This is a genomic window from Ornithinibacillus sp. 4-3 (assembly GCF_040958695.1).
Classification (GTDB): Bacteria; Bacillota; Bacilli; order Bacillales; family Amphibacillaceae; genus CALAMD01.
Map to the genome: position 1 here is coordinate 2,637,838 of NZ_CP162599.1, position 26,663 is coordinate 2,664,500.

The window sequence follows — 26,663 nt, forward strand, 5'->3', positions numbered from 1 at the left end:
AGAGGTAGAAAAATAAAGAAAGATATTTAAAAGAAATAATGATTGATAAAGCAAACAGTAATTGAGCAAATGCCCAATTACTGTTTTATTCATTTTTACTATTTTCTTCACGCTGTTTAGCACGTCTACGAACATGACGACGCTCTCCAAAGTAATTTACGATTACCACAATCGCAAAATATAGGATGAAAAAAGGACCTGTTAAATACAATCCAGCTGCAAGTACAAGTACTAATAAGATAGAACTGATGACTAATAATAATCTCCCACGTTTTAATACTGCTGCTTGCTGTTCTTCTTCCCACAGATTTTTTTCACGAATTAAAGTCATTGCTCCATACCAAATCATACTAAATAAGTACGTGAAAAATAAAAAAGCAAATAATAATAACAATTATATCCCCCCAATTAATCTGAAAAATACTAGCTTGTTTCAAAATAAAGATGATAATGTCGTTCGCATTTAGGATTAAATGAAGCATAACAAGCTGGACATGAGCTATCAGCCTGTAAATAAGCTGTAATTGTTAACTCTTCACCACAAGCCCCGCATAAAATTGCTTTTTCTTGAAACTTTGATTTTGGCCAAACTTCCGGCTCTCCGCAACCCGCTTGTTCATGGCACTCATAGCAAGGAAAATATTCCTGACAGCAGAAAAACTTAATAGCGATACGATCCTCATCTAAATGATAATGTTCACATCTCGTTTCCTGATCAATTACTAATCCTTTAACGATTGGTTTATAATTACCCATTATTTATCTCTCCTAAATGGAAATTCCACTTTATGCATACATCTCATTATACGTGATATCATCTTTCTACCAAAATATTATTAGATTTTCTTTTAAAAAAGGAGTAAAGTTGTTATCAGAATATTATATTTTATCGAAATTAAATTTCATTATTATGGAGGTTATCATGGAGAAACTTGCGGAAAAAATTTCAGAAATAACTAAACAAGCTGGTGGAGAATGGGGAATACAACTAGAAGATTTAACAACAAATAAAGTATTTTCGCAGCAAGAAACAAAAATGTTCTATGCTGCTAGTGTGATTAAAGTACCCATTATGATTGCAGTTTTTGCTGCAGCAGAGGAAAAGAAATTTAATTTAAGCGACACTATCACCCTAAGAAAAGAAGATATAACTGGCGGATCTGGAGTATTACAAAAAATGACTCCTGGTACAGCTTTGACCATTTACGATATTATCATGTTAATGATTATTCAAAGTGATAATACAGCTACAAATATGCTTATTGATCTTGTTGGAAAAGAATATATCCAACAACAAATGAAGAAAATTGGATTAGAGAACAGCACCTATCATCATAAACTAATGATTCAGCCATTAGAGAAAGATGGAAGCAATGAAATCAATGCACTAGAAATGGCAGAAATGATGAAAAAATTAGCAACAGGAAAAATCATTTCTGTTTGGGCTTCTCAGCAAATGATTGATATTATGAAAAGCCAGCAACTTCAAAATAATATCCCTGGAAAATTACCAGACCCTTCTTCAGAAATATTAGGCGGAGCTAAACGATGGGAAGCTGCACATAAAACTGGATCTATCTCTAAAGTTAGACATGATGTAGGTATCCTTTATGTCGGAGAGCAAAAAATGATTTTTTCAGTCTTATCCTCAGGTGTCGATGACTATGAAGCTGGACAAACCTTACAAGATATTGGATTGGAAATTTATAAATATTTACTTGCGGAATAATAATTAGAAAATAATCTCTTCATCTTATTACAGACGAAGAGATTATTTTTGTTTATCTAAAAACTGGGGATATTAATGTTTCTAACAGCATTTTTTATCAGCTTGTACTTAATTTTATTACTTTATATCTCCAAGTTCTCTGGAAAGCTCAAAAACTTCTTCAATCAATGAACCTATATAATTAATCGTCTCTAGCAATGTTTCATCTTTTCTAACATCTACTCCAGCAGTTAATGCTAATTCATAGGGTGATTTTGTTCCACCTGCTTTTAATACATCTAACCATCTATCTACGGCAACTTGTCCATCTTCTAAAATTTTTCTAGATACTGAAGTAGCGATTGTTAATCCTGTACTGTAGGTGTATGGATACAGACCTAAATAGTAATGAGGCTGCCTCATCCAGGTTAGTTCTGCCCCCTCGTTTATTTCTATTTCTTCACCCCAGAACTCTTCTAATAAATTTCTTTTAATATTACATAGAATGTCAGCTGTAATACTTTTTCCTTCGTCAACCATTTTATATACTTCTCTTTGAAATGCCGCTTCTAACAAATGGGTTACAAAGTTATGGAAATATGTTCTTGAAATAACGTTAGATAGCACCCATCTTTTAAAACGGGCATCTTTAGATTTTTTAATTAAATAATTTGCAAGTAACATTTCATTCATTGTTGATGGCGCCTCAAAGAAATATTCTGAAGGAATCGTGTTCAATATATTTTGATATCGATTAGACAAATGAAAGTGACCACCATGTCCTAACTCATGAGCAAGTACAAAAACATCACGCATGCTTTCCATAAAAGTCATTAAAATATAAGGATGGCTTCCATATGGAGTATAGCAGAAAGCTCCTGTGGACTTTCCAACATTTAATCCATGATCAATCCAACGATTTCCAAACGCTTCATTTATTATTTCTACATATTCAGGCCCTAGTATATCTAAAGCTTCTAATACATAATCTTTCGCTTTTTCAAATGATATTTTTGGTTCATAATCCGGGTCTATTGCTATCTTCAAATCGGCGAATGTAAGTTTATCTAGATTATTAACTTCTTTAATTAGCTGTACATACCTTCTCATATGCGGTGCTAAATATTTAAAGGTGAAATCAATTTGTCTATCAAATATCTCTCTTTCAATCGCTTGATCGTATAATAAATATTCAAATATATTATCAAATCCTCTTAAATCTGAATTCGCTTTTTCTATTTTTAACTTCATTTCATATGCCTTAGCGGTTATATTTTTATATTCATTTAACTTTTGAGAGAATTTATTAAACGCTTCTCTTCTTAATTGATGATTTGGTTCAATTTCATATTCATTTTCAAAAAGGTTATAGCTTAATGAATATTTCTTATCATCAACCAAAAAATCATCAAATCTCATATCAATTAATTTGATTGTATTATAGATCGCCCTTGGAGATAAAAAAACTGAATTAAAATTAGCTAAAACCTCTTCTACTTTTTCATCTAATAGATGTGATTTTCTCTTGTAGTTTTTATTAATAAACACTGCCAATTCTGGTTTTTCTTGTATAGCTGACTTTATTTCACTTTCTGGTAACTTCACTAATTCAATATAGAAAAAAGATGTATTCCCACTAACTATTGCCAAACTTGTATTAATTTTGTCTGTTCTAATTAACGAATCCGTATTTGTTTGATCAACACTTAATGCTAAATCAACATAGTTTCTAATAAGAGCTATATCCTTTTCCATATCTTCAAAAAAATCTATTGCCTCTAATAATCGTTTACTATCTTTAATGACTCCAAAAAAATTCGCTTTAAATTCTACTGATTTTGTTTCTAATTTATCTACTTTCTTATATAGTTCGTAATCTGTTTTAAAGATATGTGTTAAATCCCAAGTATTATGAATAGGAACTTCCTGCCTCGAAGGTATATTTACACTCATATCATCATCTCCTATTTTTACCTGATTACACTGGTTTAGAAGTAAGTTCTTCAGCAAACAAATGACATGCCACTTCATGATTATTACCTAAAGTATCAAGTACTGGTTCAAGAGTTTTGCAAGTTTCCATTGCAAAGGGGCATCGCGTATGAAAAGCACACCCTTTGGGTGGATTAGCTGGACTTGGCATATCTCCAGTTAGTAATTGCAGTTTTTCTTCCTGCATATCCTCTATTTTAGGAATTGCATTTAATAAAGCTTTGGTATATGGATGTTTTGGATTTTCAAATATATCTTCCTTATTCCCCATCTCAACGATTTTTCCTAAGTACATTACCGCAATTCGATCACAAAGATGATGAACAACACTTAAGTCATGGGAAATGAAAATATAAGTTAACTCTCTTTCCTTCTGTAAATCCTTCATTAAATTCACAATTTGTGCTTGGATGGAAACATCTAAAGCAGATACTGGTTCATCACATATGATTAATTTTGGATCTACAGCAAGAGCTCTGGCTATACCTATTCTCTGTCTTTGACCACCTGAAAATTCATGAGGATATCTATCCATATGTTGCTCTCCCAAACCAACTGCTTCTAGTAGTTCAATAACTTTCTTATTCAAATTCGATTTAGCCTCAATTTTATGAAGTACTAAAACTTCTTTAATAATTTCAGAAACTTTAAGTCTTGGATTAAGTGATGAATAAGGATCTTGGAAAATCATTTGAATTTCTTTACGAAGTTTTTTCATTTCTTTCTTCGATAAATCAAGTACATTCCTATTTTCGTAAATAATTTCTCCTTCTGTTGGTTCTAGTAAACGAAGAATCATTCTTCCGGTCGTCGATTTACCACAACCACTCTCTCCAACTATCCCAAAAGTTTCTCCTTTTTTTACAGTTATATTTACACCATTTACCGCTTTAATATAACTTGCTTCCTTAGATAGAATTTTTTTCTTTACTAAGAAGTATTTTTTTAGATTGTTTATTTTTAAAATATTCTCTGACAAATCACTCACCTCGCTCATGCTTCCAACAACTTACTTGAACTCCATTACTTAGCTCAGTTAATGTTGGTTCTTTTTGTCGGCAAATATCCATCGCATATTTACATCGAGGATGGAAAGCACAACCTTTAGGAAATGCTTGTGGATGAGGTACTGTTCCTGGGATCGTTGTCAATCGGTCAACAGGTGTCTTAATGTTTGGTATGGAGCTTAATAACCCTTCTGTATATGGATGTTTTGGATTACTAAACACTTCTTCCTTTGTTGCAAATTCAACAACTTTCCCTGCATACATAATCAAAATTTTATCAGCTACTTTTGAAACAACTCCAAAGTCATGACTAATCAAAATTAATGCTGTATTAAACTCTGTTTTCAATTCCCTCATCAACTCTAAAATCTGTGCCTGGATTGTTACGTCTAATGCAGTAGTTGGTTCGTCAGCAATTAATAATTCAGGACTACATGCCAAAGCAATAGCAATCATTACACGTTGTCTCATTCCACCACTGAGCAAATGTGGATAGTCATTAAAACGATCCTCTGGTTTAGGAATACCCACCAGACGCAACATTTCAATTGCTCTTTGTTTTGCTTCTTTTGGAGAAATTTTCTGGTGATATTTATACACTTCCATGATTTGTTTTCCAACTGTCAATACTGGATTTAAGGAGGTCATAGGTTCTTGGAAAATCATTGCCATATCATTACCACGAATTTGTCGATATTCTGATTCACTGATTTCCAAAAGATTTCTTCCTTTAAATTCAATTCTTCCATTAATTACTCCAGGAGGTGTTGGTATTAATCCCATAATAGACATAGAAAGAATGCTCTTCCCAGATCCTGATTCACCAACTACACCTAATGTTTCACCTTTATTTAGTGTAAAACTTACTCCATTAACTGCTTTTACTACTCCTTCATCAGTATGGAAAAAGGTTTGTAAGTTATCTACTCTAAGTAATTGCTCAGACATAATTTCACCTCACTCTTTATCTGTTTTTTAATTGAGGGTCTAAAACATCACGTAACCCATCACCGACTAAACTAAAGCTTAATACTACTAATGTAATTGCTGTTCCTGGTGCAATTGCAAGCAATGGAAATGTATTTAAATATTCACGTGCATCACTTAACATTGCTCCCCATTCTGGATTCGGCGGTTGAACTCCTAACCCAATAAAGGAAAGTCCAGATGCAATTAAAATAGAAGTACCCATTAATTGTGTTCCTTGAACGATTAATGGTGATAATGAATTTGGTAAAATGTGCTTTAATATAATAGTTCTATCTGGAAATCCCATTGCTTTTGATGCATCGATATATTCCATTTCCTTAATACTTATTACAGAACCTCTAAAGATTCGAGCGAAATCTGGTATGGTAAATATCGCTACTGCTAACATTGTATTGAATATCCCATTTCCTAAAATTGCAACAATAGCAATAGCTAATAAGATTCCTGGAAATGCTAATAAAATATCAATAAAACGCATGATTAGAGCATCAATTCTACCACCATAATAACCAGCGACTCCTCCTAAAATTAACCCTCCTAATAAACCTAAGCCCACGCTCACTATACTAATTTGGAAGGAAATTTTAGCACCAAAAATCAATCTAGATAATACATCTCTTCCTAAATTATCTGTGCCTAACCAGTGGTCTGAACTAGATTTTTCAAAATTATTGATTAAGTTTTGTTCTAACGGATCATGAGAAGTTAAAAACGGACCAAACAGAGACATAATAATAAAAATCAAAATTATTACTAAGCCAAAAACCGATACTTTTCTTTTTGAAAATCGTTTCCAAAACAGAAGTGTGCGGCTAAAAAAACTTTTTTTACGGGTTAAACTATTTGCTACTATATCTCCTTGCATTTTCTTATCTCTCCTTTCGTCCTATTCATATCGAATTCTGGGATCAACAATTTTGTATGCGATATCTACAAAGATATTGATGATTACAAAAGTTGTCGCTACGACTAAAATGGTTCCTTGAACAATTGGATAATCTCGAGCGAGAATTGCATCTACCATATAACGGCCTACCCCTGGTATGGAGAATACAACTTCTGTTAAAATCGTCCCTGCTAATAAACCGCCAAACCTCAATCCAATTACTGTAACTACTGGAATCAATGCATTTTTTAATGCATGTATATATGTAATTACTCTCTCAGGCAGCCCCTTTGCTTTTGCAGTTCTAATGTAGTCTTGTCTAACAACATCTAGCATACTAGAGCGAGTCATACGAGCTATTAATCCCATTGACTGCGCCCCTAAAGTTACGATTGGTAAGATATAATGTTTTGGTGAATCAACTCCAAAAACAGGAAACCAACCCAATTTCAATGAAAATATCATTAATAAAATTAAACCTAAAAAATAGGAGGGAATTGAAACAGCAATCAAAGAAATAAACATGATGAAGTTATCAGTAAATTTATTTTGTTTAATCGCAGCTAATACTCCCCCTAGCATTCCAAACACTGTAGCAAAAATAGTCGCTCCTAACGCAATTGTTATTGTTATTGGAAACCTTGTAGCTAGTTCTTCTGTAACTGGTATACCAGTCTGAATGGAGGTTCCTAAATCACCTTGTAAAGCATTCCCTATAAATGTTAGAAATTGAATGTATATAGGGTTATTTAAACCTAAATTCTCTCGAGCTGCTTCTACCGTTTCTTTAGAGGCCTCTATTCCAACTACTAGCCGGGCAGGATCTCCTGGAATAAAATGCAACATACCGAAAACTAATATTGCAATAGCAAATAACACAGGTATTACTTGTAAAGTTCTTCTGATAATGAAGCTAGTCATAGTCATACCACCTCACCATTCTATTGTTATTTCAAATATTCAGTTTTATAATTATTTTCATTTCATCATAGATAAGGCTGTGAAATTCACAGCCTTATCTAGTTGTCTATTATTTTTCTACATATGCTTCTTTAAAGGTAATTAAAGAAAATTTACTAATATCAACATTCTTTACATTATCCCTTTGTGCAACCATAGAATATTGATCATGTAGCCAGAAGGCTGCAGGATCTTCCTTGTAAACGATCTCTTGTGCACGCTGATATAATTTTCTTCTCTTTTCTGCATCTAACTCTGTTAAGGCCTCCATAATAATCTTGTCAAATTCTGCATTTGAATAGAACCCATAGTTTCTCTCATTCGTTTCCGCAGTATAATAGATTGGTCTTAATTGTCTATCTGAGTTAGTTCCACCGGTACCCATAATGAATATTCCTTGATCGAACTCATCTGCAGTTAAACCACTCCATTCATCAACAATGTCTCCCCATTCCATTACATTGATTTCAGCTTCAATACCTACTTGTCTTAATTGATCACTAATAACTTCAGCCAATTCTACTCCCTGCAAATATCTACTAGTTGTAGTAATCTTTGTTTTAAATCCATCTGGATAGCCGGCTTCTGTTAATAATTGCTTAGATTTTTCAGGATCATATGGAATTTCTCCAAGATCGATATAATCTGGCATAACTGGCGGCATTGCGCTCGTTGGTAAATATCCGATACCTGGTACAACTTTTTCAATAATGGTTGCACGATCAATCGCATAACTTATTGCCTGCCTTACCTTAACATCGCTTAAAGGTTTCTTAGAAACATCAAATCTAAATTGTCTTTGACCAATGGAAGGTTCTTTGACTACCTCAATACCATCAACATTTTCTAATCTTGCTAAATCTTGCGCAGGAATTTGCTGAATGACATCTACTTCTCCAGCCTCAAGTGCCATAACTCTTGTTGCATCTTCTGGAATTGTTCTATATTCGATTATTTTAGTGACCCCTTTTGTACCAAAATAATCATCATTTCTCTCGAGTGTTAAAATTTGATCCTTTTTCCACTCAGTGATTTTATACGGACCTGTACCTATAGAAGATTCGAGTGTTTTACCTACATCATTTCCATATTCTTCAATAGCCTTGGGACTAATAATTGCAGTTGCAAGTACAGTCATTAATTCTTCGAATAATCCATACGGTTCTTTTGTAATGAAAGCTACTGTAAAATCATCAATTACTTCCACATCTGTAATAAATTGATAATCCGCAGAGTGTACTAAACCGTTATCCAAATTCAGAAGACGGTCAAAGCTTGTCTTTACAGCTCGGGCATTAAAATCTTCCCCATCATGAAATTTAATTCCCTCTTTTAATTTAAATGTCCATGTAGTCCCTGCTTCGTCTACTTCCCATTCCTCTGCCAATTCACCAACAATGTTATTATCTTTATCATAATTAATTAATCTGTTGTATATCATATCTACTATTTGATGAGATGTATGATCATTTGCAAAGTGCGGATCTAGGGATTGTGCATCTGTATTCGGTGCAAACACTAATTTTTCTTTAATTTCGCTTGAGTCTGAGTTTCCATTTTCTCCATTTGATTCTGTCTTTCCATTAGCTTTTTCACCAGAACTGCATCCAATAACTGTCAGCATGATCGCAATTAATAAAATTAGAAATGAGAATTTACTTTTCATGTTTTATCTCCTTCCATTCTTTCCTATACAATGTCAAGTTCAATTTCAGACGCTAAATATCCGAATGCAGACCACATTGTAGATTTTGTAATTACATCATTGAACATTTGCTTTGCTTTTTCTTCATCACCTTGAGTTAAATAATAAAATCCTAATCCATATCCTTGAGTCGCTAATTCTAAATCTGGTAATAATGCTCCTTCAAAGTTAATAAGCTCATCTGGATTTAATAAACCTTTATACATTAACAAACGTCGGTAATATGACGTATTAGGACCAGGTTTCATATCTTCCGTTACTAACGCTAATAAATCATCTGCTTCTTTTTTCTTATTATTTTTTACTAAAGTCATCCAGTACCAATCCGCAATTGCAACAAATAGTTCATCACTATCTGTCATGTCATAACAAATCTTATAAACTCGCTCTGCCCTCTCATATTCTTGTAATAAATAATAAGACAATCCTAAGTGATACCATGTGTCCCAATTACTTGGATCGATTCTTGAAGATAATTCAAAATCTGCTGCGGCTTCACGATACATTCTGATTGATAAGTGACGATGGCCACGATGGCGGTATGCTAAAGCATGAAATGGATTTAAATAAATTGCTTCTGAGTATGCGTCTATTGCCTGTTTAAATGATTGAGATTTACAAAGTTCTAATCCTTTTTCTATTCTTAGTTCTGGATTATTTGGATCTTTACTAATTTTCTCTTCGATTGTAATCAAATCTTCTGACTTAGATAGTGATGATGTCAGCCAAGTTAATTGGTTTTCTCTTGAATCTAAGGTATCTGTTAGCTCAATATTCATGAATTGCTCTCTACTCATTCCGCATTTCTCCTCTACTTTTTATTTCCAAACTTGTTTTAACACTCTCTCAAAGTTTCCACCTAAGAATTTATTAATATCTTCTTCACTATAGCCGCGCTTCTGTAGACCTTCGATAACATTAGCAATATCTTTTGCACCTTTAAATCCACTAGCAGATGAAAATTCTCTGCCAATTCCAATCGTCTTATAATATGATCCTGCAACTTCTGGATATAAAGTAAGCTGATCCATTGCTCCTTTAGTATCAGGAGAATCATTTAATGTTGCATCACTTCCAAATCCAACATGATTGATTCCTACTAAATTAACAACATGATCAACATGATCTAAATAATCATCTAAAGATGGTTGACTCTTGGTCTCTTCTTTCCATGTTAATGGTCCCCATGGCGTCAGACCCATAACGCCACCATTTTCAGCTAATAACTTTATTAAATCATCACTCTTATTTCTCGGATTATTTGTAATCGCTTTCACATTTGCGTGTGAAAACACAATAGGTTTCTCGCTAGCTAAAATGGCATCTCTACCAGTCTGTTCATTGCTATGTGATACGTCTACTAGCATGCCTAGCTTGTTCATTTCTTTAATAAGCTGTTTACCGAAGTTTGTTAATCCTCCACCATTCGCTTCGGTACATCCGCTGCCAATATAATTTCCTTTGTTGTATGTAAGCTGAACTACTCTCGCACCTAATTCATAAAAGACACGTAGGTTTTCTAATGAATTTCCAATTGGATATGGTTCTTGAAAAGTTAATACTAGAGATTTAACACCATTTTTTGAATTATTTTCGATATCCTCATATGTCCTAATGACTTTAACGTTAGGATCCTCATCCGTATATTGGTAGATTCTGGCAATAGATTTTACTGTTTCCGCAAAACCGTCAAAGGAATTTAATGTTAAGAAAAACGTATCCGCTTTCGACTTCAAAATCCCTTCAGAGCATCCATCAAATTCCCCATCCATAAACATACATCCATCAATTACAGGGTTTAAAACTTTCATTTAACCACTCCTATTTGTTGTAATATTAAAACTAAGCAAATAATATCATGTAATTCTGAATATTTATAATACAAAAATAAAATCGTCGTGATACAATAAAGGTATAGTGAAGGGAGTTGTTATACTTGTTTAATCATTTGGAGTACTTTATTGCGGTTGCTGAGGAATTAAATTTTACAAAAGCTGCAGTGAGGTTAAATATAAGTCAACCACCATTAAGTAGACAAATAAAAAATTTAGAAGAAGAGTTAGGAGTTATTTTGTTTCATCGCTCTAACCAAGGTGTAGAATTAACTGATGCTGGTAAATTATTTCTGGAAAGATCATATAAAATTATGAACCTTATAGAAAAATCTGTGGAAGATACGAAGATTGCTCATCTAGGTGAGTATGGTGTTTTAAGTATTGGATTTACAGGTTCTATTACTTTTTTTCTTATTCCATTGCTTAAAGAGTTTAATATTAAGTATCCGAAAATACGTTTAAGATTATTTGAATTAAATACACCTCGTCAACTCAAGACTTTTGAGGATGATATTATCAGCATCGGATTTATGTGCCCTCCAATTTTAAATGATCAACTCAAAATTTCAGTAGTCAACAAACAAAAATTTGTATTAGTTTTACCGGCTAATCATGCCTTAGCTCAGCAAGTGGAGCCCATAGCATTAAAACATTTAAAAGAAGATATGTTTATCGTTGTGCCAAAGGATTCTGGTAATACATACCATAATTTAGTTATGACTATCTTTAGAAAAAATAATTTCTTTCCAAAAAACTTTTTATATGCAAATGTGTCTTCTTCTGTAATTTCTCTAGTTAGCGAAGGCCTTGGTGTCACTATTGTTCCAATCTCTCTTTCTAATATTAATATTCCAGGAGTCGTTTATAAGCAAATTGCCCATTCAGAAGAAGTTCAATTAGAGATAGCCTTAGTACATAAAATCACTGAGAATTCGAGTTTAACTGAGAATTTCATCACTTTCTTTAGTAATAGTCATGTTTTTAACAATGAATCTAATAATCCATTTGAGAATTAAAAATATCGTTCAAAACAAGGATTCATACTCGTTTTGAACGATATTTTTAATTCTATCAGCTTTTCTATTCCATTAACTACTTAAAAATTAATTCAATTGAAATATACTCTCACTCTTGGAAGGAACATAAATAATATCATAATCCTCACCAAGTTCTACAATCAGTTTCTTTGTTAGCTCTTCTCCTCGTTCATTGAACATTTGTTCTAGAATAAGCTTATGGGTATATAAAGTATCATGTTCCCAATCTATCCAAGTTCCATATGTTTCAGACCAGCTAATGAGTTCATCAGCTAATGTTGGAGAGATTGGTAATTCAGCTACAGATAAATTTGCTCCACAAATCTGACAGTACAATGGGTCGGCAGACATATCTCCTTCAACCTTCCACATCTTTGATACACCTTTGTTGCATAAACAGTTCATTGTTGTTCTCCTCTAGTTGTATTTTTCCTTATGTGTTATTCAAACAGCTGGATATTAAATATTGATGTTACATATCCGCTGTTCAATATTTTGGCTCATTTTCTTATCATAACATATTTTCTTTCATAAAAACTATAATTTTTTTGTTAGAACTATTGTATTCTACTCATCAAGTTTGCTATAATCCGTTTAAATTGTGTAAAATCATCTAATTACAATACAACAAAGGGAGAGCTTACGATGAAAAGGCGTCTTTTTTATGTTATTTTTACAACAATCGTTCTACTCGTTGGTTGTAACGACTCCGTCACTTACAATGATAATGAAATAGCCCTCATTGTTCGAGGTGAGGAAATTACAATTGGTGATTTACGCTTTTTATATCCAGATGATCAAATGGAAGAAAATTTAGATAGTGTGATTAAAGAACGCCTCGTTAAACAAGAAGTTCAAGATATGGAACTTGATATATCTGAAGAGGTTCAAGCTACAATAGAAGAGTTAGATAGTTATTCACTTTCGGAACTAGATCAATTAACAGGAAATCAAATGGAGGACTTTATCAGTAATCAAGCTAAAAAATTAGACATGGATAAAGAAGAATACTTACGAAGTTATTTAAAAAAATCTGTGGAAACGGCTGCTTATATGCAGGCATATGCTTTTGAAATATTAGGTGAGCCTACAGAAGATAATATAGAAGAGTTTAATCAAAAAGCAAATGAACATTTAGACAAACTTGTAGAAGAACATAAGGATGAGATTGAAATTCTATTCCACACAACAAATAAATAAAACACGAACAACAATAAGAGGTACTGAATAAGTGACAGCTTTTCGGTGCTTTTTCTTTGGTGAAAATCGCATAAAATCAACCTTATTTAATAAAATATCAATGATAATTTTAAGGTTCACATATTTTTTACAACTCTTTAAAAAAACTTATTTCTTTTTGAGATAGCTTCATAGTATAATTTTTCAGGTTATTGTATTTTACTTTTTTTATGGCAATAAGCATCGCCAAGGCGAGAGGAGGAACATGATGATTAAACGGAATATAGCATTAGTTTTATTATTATTAAATTTATTTATTGCATTTTTAGGGATTGGGCTTGTTATTCCTGTACTTCCAACAATTATGAATGAGCTTGAATTATCTGGAAAAATGGTTGGATACTTAGTTTCAGCATTTGCTTTTGCTCAATTACTACTCTCTCCTATTGCAGGGCGTTGGGTTGATAAATACGGAAGAAAGCCAATGATTGTACTTGGTTTACTCTTATTTAGTTTTTCTGAATTGCTATTTGGTTTAGGGAAAAATGTTGAGGTTCTATTTATCTCACGTATTCTTGGTGGTATAAGTGCTGCATTTATTATGCCCGCTGTTACGGCATTTATTGCTGATATTACAACGAATGATAATCGAGCTAAAGCAATGGGTTATATGTCTGCTGCTATCTCTACAGGTTTTATCGTCGGACCAGGAATTGGTGGCTTTCTAGCCTCTGTTGGTACACGTGTTCCTTTTTTCGCAGCAGCTGCTTTAGGGCTTGTTGCAGCTATTCTTTCTTTTGTCGCATTAAAAGAACCAAAACGTCATACACAAGCACTGGTTAAAGAAAAAACAAAAGGATTTAAAAAGATTTTCCAACCGTTATTTTTTATTCCTTTTATTATTATTTTCATTTCAACCTTTGGCCTTGCAGCATTTGACTCTTTCTTTAGTTTATATGTTGATCATAAATTTGGCTTCACACCAAAAGATATTGCAATCATTATCACAGGTGCAGGTCTTGTTGGGGCAATTGCGCAAATTATCTTATTCGACTTCTTAACTAGAAAATGGGGAGAAATTAAATTAATTCGTTATTCATTTATTGTCTCTGCCGTTCTAGTTTATCTAATTACAACAGTTAGTACCTATTTCTTTATTTTATTGGCAACTATTTTTGTTTTCATTGGCTTTGACCTAATGCGGCCAGCTGTTACTACTTATTTAACTAAAGTGGCTGGTAACCAACAAGGCTTTGTCAGTGGAATGAATTCTATGTTTACAAGTGTTGGTAATGTGATTGGCCCAATGATTGGTGGATTTTTATTCGATATTGATGTTGATTATCCATACTTTTTTGCGGCGATCATGTTGATTATTGGAATGTTTATTACCTTCCCATGGAAAGCACCAACAGCTGAGGAATATCAAGAAATTCAAAAGGAAACGACTTAAAATATATAAAAAAGTAGAGGAAGAGGCTGTTATATTAAGCCTCTTCCTCTACTTTTAGTTGTATATACAATACAATTCACTCATTAATATATATGAAATACATCTTGTATTCTATCCTGTTCATTGTATTTTGCTAACGCCACCATCAGTAAAATTCTTGCCTTATGTGGTGGTAGGTTATCTGCTGTGATGACATTTAAGTAATCATATTTCTCAAGTGGAACGACCCTTCCATTACCATAACGACTAGACATAACAATTTTTATGCCTTGTTTAGCAGCTTCCTCTAATGCTTTTTCTTCTTCATATGAACATCTTCCTGCTCCTGTTCCTGCAACAACAATTCCTTTCACACCACTCTCTATTAGAGATCTTATCACCTTCCCATTTGCACCTGCATAAGAATAGACAATATCAACTTCTGGTAATTTTTTGAACTTCATGATTGAAAACTCTGATAAGTACGTATGTTTACGAACAGGTGACTGATAAAATACAATCTTATCATCTGGATCGATAAAACCAAGATAGCCTTGTTCAATGGATTGAAATGTTTCTAGGCGATATGTATTTGTTTTGGTCACCGCCCGTGCTCCACTAATTTGATCATTTAAAACAACTAAGACACCTTTTCCATATGATGTATCTGAAGCGGCTACTTTGACAGCATTTAGTAAATTGATAGGAGCGTCAGAGCTAAGTGCTGATAATGGTCGTTGGGCTCCAGTAATTACAATAGGTTTATTTGTATTAACTGTTAAATTCAGGAAGTATGCAGTCTCTTCAATTGTATTCGTCCCATGTGTGATAACAACTCCATCATAATGGTCTTTATTTAAATAGGTGTTAATCTTTTCTCTTAGTATGAGCCAATGCTCGGTATTAATAAGCGTACTACTTAAATTTGCTATTTGTTCTACATCTACATCCACGTATTGATGGACTTCTGGAATTTGTTCAAGAATATAATCTCCAGAATAATAACCTGATTGATAGTTTCTGAAGTCTAATCGATTTTCATGGTAGGCGGAAATTGTTCCACCTGTTGATAAAATCATAATTTTTTTCATTTGAACCTCCGAATATGTTTCATTCTGCTTTTCTAGTTGATTTATAAAGTAAAAAAATGACATGATATAATATCGATATAACAATTTGTAAAAGGAGCTTTTAAATGGAAGAAAAAGATTGCCTTATTTTACTTAGTGTATATAAGGAGCAAAACTTGGGACGAGCAGCAAAGCAGCTATATCTTACTCCCCCAGCCATTACATATCGTATCCATCAGCTAGAATCGCGTTTTTCTATCACAATTATCAAAAGAAATGGAAATCAAATATACTTTACACCTGAAGGAGAACAATTAGTCGACTACGCTAAAAAGACAATACGAGATCTAGAACATTTAAAAAACTCTCTACAAGGTTTTCAAGGAACACTTAGAATGGGTGTTGCTTCTATTTTCGCCTTATCTAAGCTTCCAAATATATTAGATACGTTTCTTCATACATATCCTGATATCAAAACACATTTAAATACTAATTTCAGTGAGCAAATTTTCAATCTACTTGTCAGCGGCAACATTCATCTTGCTATTGTGAGAGGTAATTATGAATGGCCTGATTATAAATATTTAATTCGCCAGGAAAATCTGTGTATTATATCAATGAAGCCGATTCATATTGAGGAACTTCCTCAGCTACCTTGCATACAAGTAAATTACCCTGCCTCCAAAAATTTTAGTAAGCAGTTAGATGATTGGTGGTTTGAACGTTTCAATAAACCGAAAAGTTACAATATGGAAGTCAATGACTTTCATACAGCGATTGCACTTGTAAAAAAGGGTCTCGGTTATGCTGTTGTACCAGAAATTTTTCTGTCAAAAGCTCAGCATTTATATCAACAACCCATTATATCAAAAGATGGTAATCCTATTCTTCTGAATACATGGCTCTTTTGTACAAATAAGTCTGAAAAGCTTCCAATCGTTGAGAAATTTATTCGTTTGATTAAAGAAACACCAAAAGAGTATCTATAAATAGATCCAATAGGTCGGGTGTACTTTAAAAGATGAAACAATTCTTCCCTCATAAAACACCCGACACACACTCGTCTACTTATTCTGTTTTGGATACATTCCAGAAAATTGCCCCGTCTACATCTTCAATTGGTGAAATAGATTTGCGAGAAGCATACAACAGATTTCCATCCCCAATTTTAATTACTGGCCTATAATCTAAAAACCAAGATTGGAGTTCATCATACACTTGACGTGCTTCATCCATTGAAGGCGCACGGCGAAGTTTCTCTGCTAGCTCATCTAATTCTGGATCCTCTGTCCATCCTGCAAAATCTGAACGCATGAATACAAGGGATGTCGGCTCAACCTTTGATGTATTTGCAATGATCGTCAAATCCCACTTACTTGGATCATTTCGGATATCGGTAAATGTCGGCCAATCATACACTTCTATGTGAGAGGCAATACCTAATTTATTAAGTTGCTCTTGTAATACAATAGCTGCGTTATACATATGGTCATAGTCTTTAGATGTAATAATTTTAAGTTCTTCACCATCATAACCGGCTTCAGCAAATAATTCTTTTGCTAATTCTTCATCTTGAAAATCATATTGATCTTTTCCAATATCACTGTACCATTGTGATTCTTGGTTAGCCAACATCATATGATGAGTCATATTATAGTAATCAGGATTAATGAAGGCTGCTTTTAACATATCTTCTTTATTTATTCCAACAGCTAGCGCTTCTCTTGCTATTTTATTAGCGAAAAGTCCCTCTTTTTTATTAAAGTACAAATTAAATACATCACGAGGTGTACTTTCCAATACAACATCACTATTCGCATTAATTTGTTCTGTACTATCAATTGGTACATCAATAACAGCATCATATTCTCCCGACAGAATTCCAGCTACTCGTGTAGAGGAATCAGGTACAATCAAAGCATAAAGATTTTCTACAAATACTTCTCTTTTCCCTGCTAATCCATCAGCAGGCTCTTCTCGAGTTGCATACTCTTCATATTTCTTTAGAAGTATATAGTTATTTTGTTTCCACTCCTCAAACTCGTATGGGCCAGTCCCAATGTACTCATCTACCATTCCACCATCACTTGCTTCGATAATGGAGGCTGGCATAATGCTAGGAAATTCACCGCCAGAATATGCAAGAACAATTAACGCAGTTGATGTCGGATGAATCATTTGTAATTCAACGGTATAATCATCTATCTCTACAAATTCAGCTCCTTCAAAGGTTGACTTTCCGGTACCTGAAGACTCAATCCAGCGGTTCATTGAAGCAACTACATCAAAAGCTTTCATTTCTTCCCCATTATGAAATTTGACTCCTTGACGCAATTTAAATTCAATCGTTTTTCCATCGTCTAGTAACTCAAATGATTCAGCAAGCATTGGCTGAACATCATAATTTGAATCTGGTGCTACTAATGATTCAAATATATTTCGAGCAACTAAAGTCGAAATAGTCGTTGTATTTAAATGCGTATCAAGTGTAGGGGGTTCTGAAGGAAGTGCAATCTTTAAGTCCCCTTTTACTTCTCCTCTAATGTCGTTGTCAGATGACTTCTCAGATTGACAGCCCCATAGCATAAATAACATAACTATTAAAAAGCCAAATTTAATCCATCTCATGTAAATATTCCCTCCCATAAAAATTACTATTATTCTGAATAATGTTAGATACAAACATATCATGCGATTCTTAGCTATTCCATTCAAGATTTTTTAAGGAGTCTTAAGAAAATTTAAAGTACGTTTCTGGAAAATACGAAAAAGCCTATAATCAGAGCTTTCCTGATTATAGGCTTAGTGAAATACTATTTACTTATTTAGCCCAAAATATATCACTTGTAAAAAAGGAATCAGCTCCCAATGAACTGATTCCTTTTTTCAATTATACAGTTGCTAGCTCAAGTTCTGCTTTTGGTCCGAAGAATTCAAAATGAACTTTATCTACTGGATGTCCTAAATCATATAACTCATTAATCACTAACTGCATGAAAGGTACTGGTCCACACACATAAATATCACTTCCTGCTAAAACCTTTCTGTGTAAGAACTCACGTGTAATAAAGCCATCTCCTTCTTCTGAATATAATACGTCCACAGAAGTACTCGTTAGTTTTTTACTTATATCCTCTATATTTTTATGAAATGCTTGATGTGCACGAGTTCTAGCAGAATGAATAAATGCTACTTTACGATTTGGTGTTTCCTTTGTAATAGATTCGTACATGCTCATCATTGGCGTAATTCCAACGCCTCCACTAATTAATGTAACTGGTGTAGTGTTTGCTGCATCTAAATAAAAATCTCCTGCTGGTGCGCTCACTTCTAATTGATCTCCAACTTGTAAATCATGATGTAGATAAGTGGATACTACTCCATTTGGTTGAACTTCATCTTCACGCTTAACAGAAATACGAAATACCTCTTCGTTAGATGCTTGTGATAAGCTATACTGGCGATTTAACATATATTCTTGTCCAGGAATTCTTAAACGAATTGTAATATACTGTCCTGGTAAATATGCTGGTAATTTTTGACCATCCACTGGTTTTAAGTAAAATGAAGTAATTACATCACTCTCTTTTACTTTATCGATCACTTTAAATGCTTTAAACATTCTCCATCCACCAGTTTGTTTTTCAGCTTCATCATACATATCTTTTTCAACACCGATAAAAGCGTCTGCAATAGCCCCGTATGCTTTCTCCCATGCCTCCAAGATTTCTGGTGTTGCGGCATCTCCTAACACTTCTTTGATTGCACCAAGCAAATGATAACCCACAATCGGATATTGATCTGCTGTAATTCCAAGTGAACGGTGTTTGTGTGCAATCTGAATTACTGCTGGTATAATTGCTTCTAAATTATCAATATTCGCTGCCGCTGCGTAGACTGTATTTGCTAAAGCTGTTTGTTGACGTCCTTGTTTTTGGTTTGCATGGTTAAACACATTTAAAAGTTCTGGGTTTTCCGCAAACATATTTTTATAAAATACGGTAGTAATTGTCTTTCCATGTTCCTCTAATACAGGTACTGTTGATTTAATAATATTAATTGTTTCTTGTGTTAGCATACTAGCACAACCTCTCTTTTTTTAAATATGCATTTAATATATAACTTTATTCCTAAACAAATCATATACCATTTCTCATTTTAAACATATATTAAAAATGCATCTTTTAGCACTGTTACATTTTTAGTCATATTTCATTCATTTTTTTGACACAAAAAACGGTATAATTGAATTAGGATCTTTTAATATTTGAGATTCTTTATATCTTAAAAACCAGAAAGTGCGGTGATAGAATGCGTTTAACCATGTATACAGACTATTCCTTACGTGTATTGTTGTATCTTGGGGTAAAAGGTCAAGAGCAATTATCAACTGTGCAGGAGATATCAGATAAATATCAAATTTCAAAAAATCATTTAACAAAAGTAACGCATGAGCTTGGTAAATTGGGGATCATTGAAACAGTAAGAGGACGTGGTGGCGGAATTCGATTAAAGTTAAAACCAGAAGAAATCAATATTGGTGAGGTTGTTCGAAAAACAGAAGATGACTTTTACATCGTAGAATGCTTTCATTGTGAATTGAATAAATGTATTATCACGCCTGTATGTAAATTAAAAGGAGTACTTGGCAAAGCATTACAAGCTTTTATACATGTACTCGATCAATATACACTTGCAGATTTTGTAATAGATAATGATGGATTACGTTCGATATTACTGGATGAAAAAAAATAAGAAATATAATCAGCTGTCTTAGGACAACTTTTTATATTTCTTATTTACAAGCTTAATGTCTAATTTCTATTCCACCAAACATTGCAAAATAATTAATTTGTAGTACTGGGCCAGTTGCAGCTTCCTTACTTATTGGTCTCAATTTATTTTCAATTCCGCCCAAGATAGGAGTACCTTTTACTTGTACCCGAATATTCTCTGGCAATTTTAATTCTATACCACCAAAAATAGCAGAAAGTTCTAAAGTGGCACCTGCCTCATGAAGCTCGATATCTCGTAAATCGACAGTAGCTCCACCAAAGACCGTACTCAAGTTTCCTCCTTTAAACTCCTTAGATTCACTACGTATATCCGCTCCGGAGAAAAAATGAAAAGAATTAATATCTTGTTCCTTATGAATCTGTTTCGTTCGATTACCACGTGCAAAAATAATGACAAGTCCAATGAAAATTAAAATAATTGGGCCAATAAAAACACCTAGATTAACATCAGCAACACGTTCTAATAAGAAGACTACACCAATGATAATAAGTATGACAGAAAAGACCCAAGATGTACGATCAATAATCAGTAGACCTATTCCTATTAAAATAACTGGCCACCAATCCCCTAATATTTGTGGGAAATTCCAAACATCCATTTGATGCAATAAGAAGCCTACACCAAAAAATAAAAAGACTGCTCCTAGCATAATTCGTTGACGCATACATTTTCCCCTTTCTTTTACTTCGATTAATTTCATTATACCTGTTCCAAATAATTCCTACTATGTAAATTTTTTGATAAATGTGATTTTATAGGACATTCATGGAAAATTCCTTTTACATTTCTTGTTAACTTCTCCATGTTCTATACTAAAGTCTGTAAAATTGCTTTGTGTTTTTATATATATTTGTATAAGCAGTTTCTAATGTTATTTCCTTTATTTTACTTATTTTTTCTACAATGGCATGCATCATCCTTGGTTTTGTCCACTCTTTTTCAAAAGGTCCAGTAAATGGCCATGGTCCATCTGTTTCTACCATTATTAATTCTAGTGGATATGTCTTAACCAACTCTTTAATAGCAGATTCATATAAAACATCTGGAGTAATAGAAATCATGTATTTATTACTAATCATTCGGGCAACAACTTTTTTATCACCTTTAAACCAGTGAAAATGTGCATAAGGATGTGAATATTTTTCTAGGATATCACACGCAATAGAAGCATCTTCATACACAGCATGTAGTACAATTGGCTTCTTTAATTGAGCCGCTTGTTGAACAAAGTTATCTAATAGTTCTATATGGCCTTCTACTTCGGTAATTTGCTTCTTCATTTGTGAATAATAAGGCAGTCCCACTTCTCCTACAGCAATCATCTCATCTTGATGCTTCTGAATAAATTCTAAGAGTTTTATTATTTCTAATTCATCTGGCAAAGCTTGCTCTGGATGATAGCCAAACGCTGGTTTAATTCTATTATCCTTTCTTGCAAGCTGTAAAGTTTCCTCAGAAGAAGATAGGGTTGTGGATACTGCAATCAATGCTTCCACCTGATCTTTTTCTAATTGCGATAAAATATATTGCTGCTGTGCTTCAGAATATTGGTCAAAATGAATATGAGAATCAATTAGTTTGTACTGCAAAAAAAATCCTCCTTTAATTTTTTAGGTGAATTATTTATGAAAGCGAATAATTCTATAGAGACAGGCTCGCTTTTCTTATCATTACATACATATATAAATAGTTAAACCTAAAACATTATTAGGAAGGTGAATAAATTGAATCAAGAAGAAACTCGTAATCAAGAAAGGGTTGTGCATCATCACCATCATCACCATTACTATGGTATGAATCATAATCATATGCAGCCAATGCCGCACCACCCGCATGGTGGACACCACCACCACTCAAATCATCAGCATCATCCAAATCATAATCATTCCAACCATCAGCATGGCGGGCATCAGCACGGTAACCACCATCATCCAGGCATGCATCATCATATGCAGCAAAATCAACAAATGCATATGCAAATGCCTCAACAACACCGAGGAAGTTAATTTATTTCAAAACGAAAAGCGCAGAGCGCCCTTACAGGCTAAAAACGTGACTTCCTGTCACAACGCCTGCACTAGCACGTCCTATGCGTCGAAAAACGTAGAGATTGGAGCGGCACAACCGAGATAAAGGAAACATGCCCCTTTAGGGGTATCCAACGTTGGGCTTTAGCCTGGTTTTAGTTGGGCTTCCTTATAAAACAAAACCGATGTTGACTTATTGTAGGGTGGCTCGCGTTAGCTCTTAGTTTTTGGCGCTCGGAGCTAGACAACGATGACTCTGAATAAGCATTAATTTACGCAAATTTTATACTCTATTATTTCATTAAAAAATCTAGAGCATTTTATGATAGCTCTAGATTTTTTATATCATTGCTTTAATCATCCTCTATTTCAACCACTTCACTATTTCTATCTTCCTCAGAATTAATAGAAGTCACTTCTACTTGCCAAATTTCTTTTTCTGCTTGATATTCGATAGATTTTATAACAACTGTACGGTCCTCTTTTAATTGAATTACCTTCTCTAATACTTCCTGTGTATTTAGTTTTGCACTATCTATTTCTTTAGGGGAGATCACTTCTACTTTAGCTAATTCAGCCTGACCTGGGTAGGATTCTGCTACTTCTCCAGTATGCCAGGCTTTCACATGATCACCGAGCTTAACCTCTCCTATATCGCCACGGAAGCTAATTGCCTCATAGAATTCATCTACTCCACCAGCCGATGAAAAATCTTGTTTCTCATCTGCTACCACTAGTATGCTGTTATCTGATTTGCCTACAACATAACCAGTTAGGTCTGGTGTACCTAATTTTTGACATCCTATGATGAGTAATATGGATAAGCTCCCTAGGAATAGCTTAAGTATCGACTTCATTTTCCCATCCCCCTTGATTTATTGGGCATTTTCTATCTGTTTACTTAATATAAAATAACCATAATGGGTTGAAATTGAAATTACTTTCATACCTTTTTCAAAAATCCGCAATGTTCCTTGTTCTTCCCCTCTTCTCTCTTCCCATCCATAAGCAGTTATTGCTTGAATATAGCTATTATGTATACTATCTACTTCACTAGCATGTTTCCAATTATACCTTACGCATTCCTCCATCTCTTCATTATCAATTTCATTTTTATCTGCTACTTTTGCTTTTGTTGGAACAGGAAATTCTTCGTCAATAACCGAGCCTTCGAAGGTAATTTCTGAATTACATGCTGTTAATAAAAATATAATTGCAATTAATATTCCAACTCTTTGCAAACTCATTCTCCCCTTTTTCGCCAAAATAGATCTATGCTGATCTTGCTATTAACGGAAATTAATCTACTTAAAAAAATGCGCCGTGCGCTACAGGTCTCTATATTTAGACGCATATAAAGAAAGGAAAGTTTCAATTTTCTTAAAAGTTTCTCTAATATAAGCATAAAAAAAGCATTAGTTCAGCTGTAACTACTAAACTAATGCTAATACTATTGCTGCATTATTATATTAAGATACATGCTCTTCACTCACTTTAGCAGGCTGAACTCTTTTAGAAATAAGTCCATGCTTTGGCGAGATAAGAAAGCTAATGAAGAAGATACATCCTGTTGCAAAAGCCATTGATCCAGAAATTGACGTATCCAAGGCTGTTGCAATCCAGTATCCAATAATTGCTGATAACACACCGAAAAGACCACTGAGCACTAACATAACAATTAATCTATCTGTCCATAAATATGCTGCAGCTGCTGGTGTTATTAACATCGCAACAACAAGAATTGCTCCAACCGCATCAAAGGATGCAACTGTTGTTACAGATACTAATGTCATAAATAAATAATGAAGGAAAAGCACTGGTATTCCTAAACTTGCTGCTAACGCCGGATCAAAGGAAGTAATTTTCCATTCTTTATAAAATGCAATAATAAAGAAAATAACAACCAACAAAACTACAGCAAGTAATGCTGTTGCTTTCGGTACAGCTCCAATTAAAGGTAAGTCTATCGTCGTAAAAGGTATAAATGTGATTTCACCCATTAAGGCATGTTGAACATCTAAATGTACATTACCAACTGATGTAGAAATCAAGATAACCCCTATTGCGAATAAAGTTGTAAAAACAATCCCTAATGATGCATCATGCTGAACTTTCAAACTGGATAATGTTTGCACAAGAAAAGCGGTAAGAATTCCTGCCAGAACACCACCAATAAGCATTGCCACACCTGTTATTTGCTGAGTAGCCATATAGGCTATTACAATTCCTAATAATACAGTATGACTAATTGCATCTGCCATCATTGCTTGCTTCCTTAAAATAAGAAAGACACCAATGATTCCACAGGATAAGCCAACAAGTGATGCTGTGATAATAATCCATAAACTATATGTCATTGTGCTCCCCCTTTATCCGCGGTTAATGATTTTTTCACGTAAGAGGATCGTTGCTGTATTTTAAATTGGATAAAACGAATGACAATCCCTTTCTCTTTTCCAAATAATAAAGAAACAACGAAAATAGTAGATGAAACAAGAACAATGAAAGGACCTGTTGGTAGTCCACTACCCGCTGCACTTATCAATGTACCTAATCCGCCTGCAATTCCTCCAGTAAAAGAAGCAAGTAGAATCATATTTCTAAAGGAATGTGTCCAGTACCTAGCACTTACTGCTGGAATAATTAACATAGCCGCCATTAAAATAACTCCAACAGCCTGAAGACCAATCACAATCGTAGTTACAAGAATTATCGTATAAAGAATATTCATTCCTCGAACAGACATACCTATCCCTTTTGCAAAAGAAGCATCAAATAAAAAAAGCTTCCACTCTTTAAATGCAATAAGAATAATAAATAAAACGATAGCTGCTAGCACCATCATTGTAATCACATCTGATCGTACCATTGCTGCTGCTTGCCCGTAAATAAAACTATTTAAACCGCTTTGATTTCCTCCAGCAGAACGATTAGCGATAGATAATAGCATGACTCCGACGCCATAAAAAACAGACAGCGTCATTCCCATCGCAGCATCTTCTGTAATTCTTGATGCATTTGTTATCCATTGAATGAGAAATGCTCCAAGTAATGCACTTACTGCTGCCCCAATAACTAATAATAATAAGTTTTTTTCCTGTATGATTAAGAAAGCTACAACAACACCTGGAAGGGCTGCATGGGAAAGTGCATCACTCATCAAATTCTGCCTTTTCCAATATGCCAAGCAACCAATTGCCCCAGCAACAATACCAAGAAGCATTGTACTTGATAACACCCACAAGGTATTACTTTGAAGTAGTGTGGACCACATATTGATCTCCCTTTCCAATCCATTGCATTTCGCCACCATATGTTGCTGCTATGTTTTCTTTTGTAAATACCTCATTTGTTTCTCCATGTGCATATACTGTTTTATTCAAAAATAACACATGGTCAAAATACTCTGGGACTGTTTGTAAATCATGGTGAACGACCAACACTGTTTTCCCTTTGCTCTTAAGCTCTTTCAAAATAGCCATGATTGCTTTTTCTGTGGATGCATCTACACCTGCTAATGGTTCATCCATAAAATATAAATCCGCTTCTTGCGCTAGTGCACGCGCTAAAAATACACGCTGTTGTTGTCCACCTGATAATTGACTGATTTGACGATGAGCATAATCTTCCATGCCCATCGTCTTTAGTGCATTCATTGCTTTTTCTTTATCTTTTTTAGAAGGAAGACGGAACCAGCCAATCTTCCCATATAATCCCATCGTAACAACATCTAATGCATTTGTTGGAAAATCCCAATCTACGGATCCTCGTTGTGGAACATAGCCTATTTTCTTTTTAGCTGTTTTAAATGGGCTATTCCAAAAACGTACACTTCCTGTCAATTTCGGATGTAGTTCTAACATTGTTTTTATTAAAGTTGACTTTCCGGCGCCGTTCGGTCCAACAATTGCTGTTATTGTTCCTTCTTCGACATTGAAATTCACATTATTTAATACTTTATTTTTTTGATAGGAAGCCGATAAAGTCTCTACTTGAATAACAGATGATGTCAAATTACTCATCTCCTCCGCTTAACGC

Annotated in this window: 28 protein-coding genes; 7 read left to right on the plus strand and 21 right to left on the minus strand. The window is 33.9% G+C overall.

Annotation, left to right across the window (positions count from 1 at the left end; all coding sequences use genetic code 11):
- Positions 1-85: 85 nt before the first annotated feature.
- The gene (locus AB4Y30_RS12910) at positions 86-394 is read right to left on the minus strand and encodes a hypothetical protein (RefSeq protein ID WP_368652646.1); all 309 of its coding nucleotides are present in this window, start codon (positions 392-394) and stop codon (positions 86-88) included.
- Positions 395-423: 29 nt separating this feature from the next.
- Positions 424-756, minus strand: coding sequence for a CHY zinc finger protein (locus tag AB4Y30_RS12915; protein WP_368652647.1), 333 nt, complete (start codon positions 754-756; stop codon positions 424-426).
- A 166-nt stretch (positions 757-922) separates the two neighbouring features.
- Here AB4Y30_RS12915 and AB4Y30_RS12920 point away from each other — a divergent pair, with 166 nt between their 5' ends.
- Positions 923-1,729, plus strand: coding sequence for a serine hydrolase (locus AB4Y30_RS12920; protein ID WP_368652648.1), 807 nt, complete (start codon positions 923-925; stop codon positions 1,727-1,729).
- A 117-nt stretch (positions 1,730-1,846) separates the two neighbouring features.
- Here the strand turns inward: AB4Y30_RS12920 and pepF are convergent, their stop codons facing one another.
- The 8 genes from pepF to AB4Y30_RS12960 form a co-directional block, all read right to left on the minus strand.
- Positions 1,847-3,661 carry an oligoendopeptidase F gene (pepF, locus tag AB4Y30_RS12925; protein ID WP_368652649.1) on the minus strand — a complete coding sequence of 605 codons (1,815 nt, stop codon included), beginning with the start codon at positions 3,659-3,661 and terminating at the stop codon, positions 1,847-1,849.
- Positions 3,662-3,686: 25 nt separating this feature from the next.
- Positions 3,687-4,679, minus strand: coding sequence for an ABC transporter ATP-binding protein (locus tag AB4Y30_RS12930; RefSeq protein WP_368652650.1), 993 nt, complete (start codon positions 4,677-4,679; stop codon positions 3,687-3,689).
- Position 4,680: 1 nt separating this feature from the next.
- Positions 4,681-5,655: an ABC transporter ATP-binding protein gene (locus AB4Y30_RS12935; protein ID WP_368652651.1), complete on the minus strand. Its 975-nt coding sequence runs from the start codon at positions 5,653-5,655 to the stop codon at positions 4,681-4,683.
- Between the two features lie 16 nt (positions 5,656-5,671).
- Positions 5,672-6,562: an ABC transporter permease gene (locus AB4Y30_RS12940; protein WP_368652652.1), complete on the minus strand. Its 891-nt coding sequence runs from the start codon at positions 6,560-6,562 to the stop codon at positions 5,672-5,674.
- Between the two features lie 21 nt (positions 6,563-6,583).
- Positions 6,584-7,504: an ABC transporter permease gene (locus tag AB4Y30_RS12945; protein WP_368652653.1), complete on the minus strand. Its 921-nt coding sequence runs from the start codon at positions 7,502-7,504 to the stop codon at positions 6,584-6,586.
- A 109-nt stretch (positions 7,505-7,613) separates the two neighbouring features.
- Positions 7,614-9,209, minus strand: coding sequence for an ABC transporter substrate-binding protein (locus AB4Y30_RS12950; protein ID WP_368652654.1), 1,596 nt, complete (start codon positions 9,207-9,209; stop codon positions 7,614-7,616).
- A 23-nt stretch (positions 9,210-9,232) separates the two neighbouring features.
- Positions 9,233-10,045, minus strand: coding sequence for a hypothetical protein (locus AB4Y30_RS12955; RefSeq protein WP_368652655.1), 813 nt, complete (start codon positions 10,043-10,045; stop codon positions 9,233-9,235).
- Positions 10,046-10,066: 21 nt separating this feature from the next.
- A complete protein-coding gene (locus AB4Y30_RS12960; protein WP_368652656.1) occupies positions 10,067-11,059 on the minus strand; it encodes a dipeptidase in 993 nt (330 codons plus the stop codon).
- Positions 11,060-11,184: 125 nt separating this feature from the next.
- On the opposite strand from AB4Y30_RS12960, the gene AB4Y30_RS12965 reads away from it, so the two are divergent.
- Positions 11,185-12,099 carry a LysR family transcriptional regulator gene (locus AB4Y30_RS12965; RefSeq protein ID WP_368652657.1) on the plus strand — a complete coding sequence of 305 codons (915 nt, stop codon included), beginning with the start codon at positions 11,185-11,187 and terminating at the stop codon, positions 12,097-12,099.
- A gap of 87 nt (positions 12,100-12,186) precedes the next feature.
- Here the strand turns inward: AB4Y30_RS12965 and AB4Y30_RS12970 are convergent, their stop codons facing one another.
- The gene (locus AB4Y30_RS12970; RefSeq protein ID WP_368652658.1) at positions 12,187-12,492 is read right to left on the minus strand and encodes a hypothetical protein; all 306 of its coding nucleotides are present in this window, start codon (positions 12,490-12,492) and stop codon (positions 12,187-12,189) included.
- Positions 12,493-12,765: 273 nt separating this feature from the next.
- Between AB4Y30_RS12970 and AB4Y30_RS12975 the strand changes: the two genes are divergently transcribed.
- Both AB4Y30_RS12975 and AB4Y30_RS12980 read left to right on the plus strand, forming a co-directional pair.
- Positions 12,766-13,320 (plus strand): hypothetical protein, encoded by a 555-nt coding sequence (locus AB4Y30_RS12975; RefSeq protein ID WP_368652659.1) that lies wholly within the window; start codon positions 12,766-12,768, stop codon positions 13,318-13,320.
- Positions 13,321-13,564: 244 nt separating this feature from the next.
- Positions 13,565-14,752 carry an MFS transporter gene (locus AB4Y30_RS12980; protein ID WP_368652660.1) on the plus strand — a complete coding sequence of 396 codons (1,188 nt, stop codon included), beginning with the start codon at positions 13,565-13,567 and terminating at the stop codon, positions 14,750-14,752.
- Between the two features lie 83 nt (positions 14,753-14,835).
- Here the strand turns inward: AB4Y30_RS12980 and AB4Y30_RS12985 are convergent, their stop codons facing one another.
- On the minus strand, positions 14,836-15,885 hold the full coding sequence (locus AB4Y30_RS12985; protein ID WP_368652661.1) for an asparaginase: 1,050 nt from the start codon (positions 15,883-15,885) through the stop codon (positions 14,836-14,838).
- A gap of 41 nt (positions 15,886-15,926) precedes the next feature.
- Here AB4Y30_RS12985 and AB4Y30_RS12990 point away from each other — a divergent pair, with 41 nt between their 5' ends.
- Complete coding sequence (locus AB4Y30_RS12990) at positions 15,927-16,790, plus strand: LysR family transcriptional regulator (protein WP_368652662.1); 864 nt, start codon at positions 15,927-15,929, stop codon at positions 16,788-16,790.
- Positions 16,791-16,869: 79 nt separating this feature from the next.
- Here AB4Y30_RS12990 and AB4Y30_RS12995 read toward each other — a convergent pair whose 3' ends face one another.
- Together AB4Y30_RS12995 and hmpA are read right to left on the minus strand one after the other, a co-directional pair.
- Positions 16,870-18,429, minus strand: a complete 1,560-nt coding sequence (locus AB4Y30_RS12995; RefSeq protein WP_368652663.1) for an ABC transporter substrate-binding protein — start codon at positions 18,427-18,429, stop codon at positions 16,870-16,872.
- A gap of 262 nt (positions 18,430-18,691) precedes the next feature.
- Positions 18,692-19,879: an NO-inducible flavohemoprotein gene (hmpA, locus tag AB4Y30_RS13000; RefSeq protein ID WP_368652664.1), complete on the minus strand. Its 1,188-nt coding sequence runs from the start codon at positions 19,877-19,879 to the stop codon at positions 18,692-18,694.
- Between the two features lie 233 nt (positions 19,880-20,112).
- On the opposite strand from hmpA, the gene AB4Y30_RS13005 reads away from it, so the two are divergent.
- The gene (locus AB4Y30_RS13005; protein ID WP_368652665.1) at positions 20,113-20,556 is read left to right on the plus strand and encodes an Rrf2 family transcriptional regulator; all 444 of its coding nucleotides are present in this window, start codon (positions 20,113-20,115) and stop codon (positions 20,554-20,556) included.
- Between the two features lie 52 nt (positions 20,557-20,608).
- Here the strand turns inward: AB4Y30_RS13005 and AB4Y30_RS13010 are convergent, their stop codons facing one another.
- Complete coding sequence (locus tag AB4Y30_RS13010) at positions 20,609-21,262, minus strand: DUF5668 domain-containing protein (protein ID WP_368652666.1); 654 nt, start codon at positions 21,260-21,262, stop codon at positions 20,609-20,611.
- Positions 21,263-21,410: 148 nt separating this feature from the next.
- Positions 21,411-22,187, minus strand: coding sequence for a TatD family hydrolase (locus AB4Y30_RS13015; protein WP_368652667.1), 777 nt, complete (start codon positions 22,185-22,187; stop codon positions 21,411-21,413).
- 135 nt (positions 22,188-22,322) lie between these two features.
- Between AB4Y30_RS13015 and AB4Y30_RS13020 the strand changes: the two genes are divergently transcribed.
- On the plus strand, positions 22,323-22,604 hold the full coding sequence (locus AB4Y30_RS13020; RefSeq protein ID WP_368652668.1) for a hypothetical protein: 282 nt from the start codon (positions 22,323-22,325) through the stop codon (positions 22,602-22,604).
- Between the two features lie 374 nt (positions 22,605-22,978).
- Here the strand turns inward: AB4Y30_RS13020 and AB4Y30_RS13025 are convergent, their stop codons facing one another.
- The 5 genes from AB4Y30_RS13025 to AB4Y30_RS13045 form a co-directional block, all read right to left on the minus strand.
- Positions 22,979-23,482 carry a DUF3221 domain-containing protein gene (locus tag AB4Y30_RS13025; RefSeq protein ID WP_368652669.1) on the minus strand — a complete coding sequence of 168 codons (504 nt, stop codon included), beginning with the start codon at positions 23,480-23,482 and terminating at the stop codon, positions 22,979-22,981.
- Between the two features lie 18 nt (positions 23,483-23,500).
- On the minus strand, positions 23,501-23,866 hold the full coding sequence (locus tag AB4Y30_RS13030; RefSeq protein ID WP_368652670.1) for a hypothetical protein: 366 nt from the start codon (positions 23,864-23,866) through the stop codon (positions 23,501-23,503).
- Positions 23,867-24,094: 228 nt separating this feature from the next.
- Positions 24,095-24,982: a metal ABC transporter permease gene (locus tag AB4Y30_RS13035; protein ID WP_368652671.1), complete on the minus strand. Its 888-nt coding sequence runs from the start codon at positions 24,980-24,982 to the stop codon at positions 24,095-24,097.
- The gene (locus AB4Y30_RS13040) at positions 24,979-25,899 is read right to left on the minus strand and encodes a metal ABC transporter permease (protein ID WP_368652672.1); all 921 of its coding nucleotides are present in this window, start codon (positions 25,897-25,899) and stop codon (positions 24,979-24,981) included. Before AB4Y30_RS13040 ends, AB4Y30_RS13035 begins: the two co-directional genes overlap by 4 nt.
- Positions 25,874-26,638, minus strand: coding sequence for a metal ABC transporter ATP-binding protein (locus AB4Y30_RS13045; protein WP_368652673.1), 765 nt, complete (start codon positions 26,636-26,638; stop codon positions 25,874-25,876). Before AB4Y30_RS13045 ends, AB4Y30_RS13040 begins: the two co-directional genes overlap by 26 nt.
- Between the last annotated feature and the right edge of the window lie 25 nt (positions 26,639-26,663).

Coding starts and splice junctions, on each gene's coding strand:
- AB4Y30_RS12985 (WP_368652661.1), bottom strand. CDS start 15,885: ATGTCATTTTTTTACTTTATAAATCAACTAGAAAAGCAGAATGAAACA.
- AB4Y30_RS12940 (WP_368652652.1), bottom strand. CDS start 6,562: ATGCAAGGAGATATAGTAGCAAATAGTTTAACCCGTAAAAAAAGTTTT.
- AB4Y30_RS12945 (WP_368652653.1), bottom strand. CDS start 7,504: ATGACTAGCTTCATTATCAGAAGAACTTTACAAGTAATACCTGTGTTA.
- hmpA (WP_368652664.1), bottom strand. CDS start 19,879: ATGCTAACACAAGAAACAATTAATATTATTAAATCAACAGTACCTGTA.
- AB4Y30_RS12960 (WP_368652656.1), bottom strand. CDS start 11,059: ATGAAAGTTTTAAACCCTGTAATTGATGGATGTATGTTTATGGATGGG.
- AB4Y30_RS12920 (WP_368652648.1), top strand. CDS start 923: ATGGAGAAACTTGCGGAAAAAATTTCAGAAATAACTAAACAAGCTGGT.
- AB4Y30_RS12915 (WP_368652647.1), bottom strand. CDS start 756: ATGGGTAATTATAAACCAATCGTTAAAGGATTAGTAATTGATCAGGAA.
- AB4Y30_RS12955 (WP_368652655.1), bottom strand. CDS start 10,045: ATGAGTAGAGAGCAATTCATGAATATTGAGCTAACAGATACCTTAGAT.
- AB4Y30_RS12950 (WP_368652654.1), bottom strand. CDS start 9,209: ATGAAAAGTAAATTCTCATTTCTAATTTTATTAATTGCGATCATGCTG.
- AB4Y30_RS12990 (WP_368652662.1), top strand. CDS start 15,927: ATGGAAGAAAAAGATTGCCTTATTTTACTTAGTGTATATAAGGAGCAA.
- pepF (WP_368652649.1), bottom strand. CDS start 3,661: ATGAGTGTAAATATACCTTCGAGGCAGGAAGTTCCTATTCATAATACT.
- AB4Y30_RS13040 (WP_368652672.1), bottom strand. CDS start 25,899: ATGTGGTCCACACTACTTCAAAGTAATACCTTGTGGGTGTTATCAAGT.
- AB4Y30_RS12980 (WP_368652660.1), top strand. CDS start 13,565: ATGATGATTAAACGGAATATAGCATTAGTTTTATTATTATTAAATTTA.
- AB4Y30_RS12970 (WP_368652658.1), bottom strand. CDS start 12,492: ATGTGGAAGGTTGAAGGAGATATGTCTGCCGACCCATTGTACTGTCAG.
- AB4Y30_RS12995 (WP_368652663.1), bottom strand. CDS start 18,429: ATGAGATGGATTAAATTTGGCTTTTTAATAGTTATGTTATTTATGCTA.
- AB4Y30_RS13010 (WP_368652666.1), bottom strand. CDS start 21,262: ATGCGTCAACGAATTATGCTAGGAGCAGTCTTTTTATTTTTTGGTGTA.
- AB4Y30_RS13005 (WP_368652665.1), top strand. CDS start 20,113: ATGCGTTTAACCATGTATACAGACTATTCCTTACGTGTATTGTTGTAT.
- AB4Y30_RS12935 (WP_368652651.1), bottom strand. CDS start 5,655: ATGTCTGAGCAATTACTTAGAGTAGATAACTTACAAACCTTTTTCCAT.
- AB4Y30_RS13025 (WP_368652669.1), bottom strand. CDS start 23,482: ATGAAGTCGATACTTAAGCTATTCCTAGGGAGCTTATCCATATTACTC.
- AB4Y30_RS13035 (WP_368652671.1), bottom strand. CDS start 24,982: ATGACATATAGTTTATGGATTATTATCACAGCATCACTTGTTGGCTTA.
- AB4Y30_RS12975 (WP_368652659.1), top strand. CDS start 12,766: ATGAAAAGGCGTCTTTTTTATGTTATTTTTACAACAATCGTTCTACTC.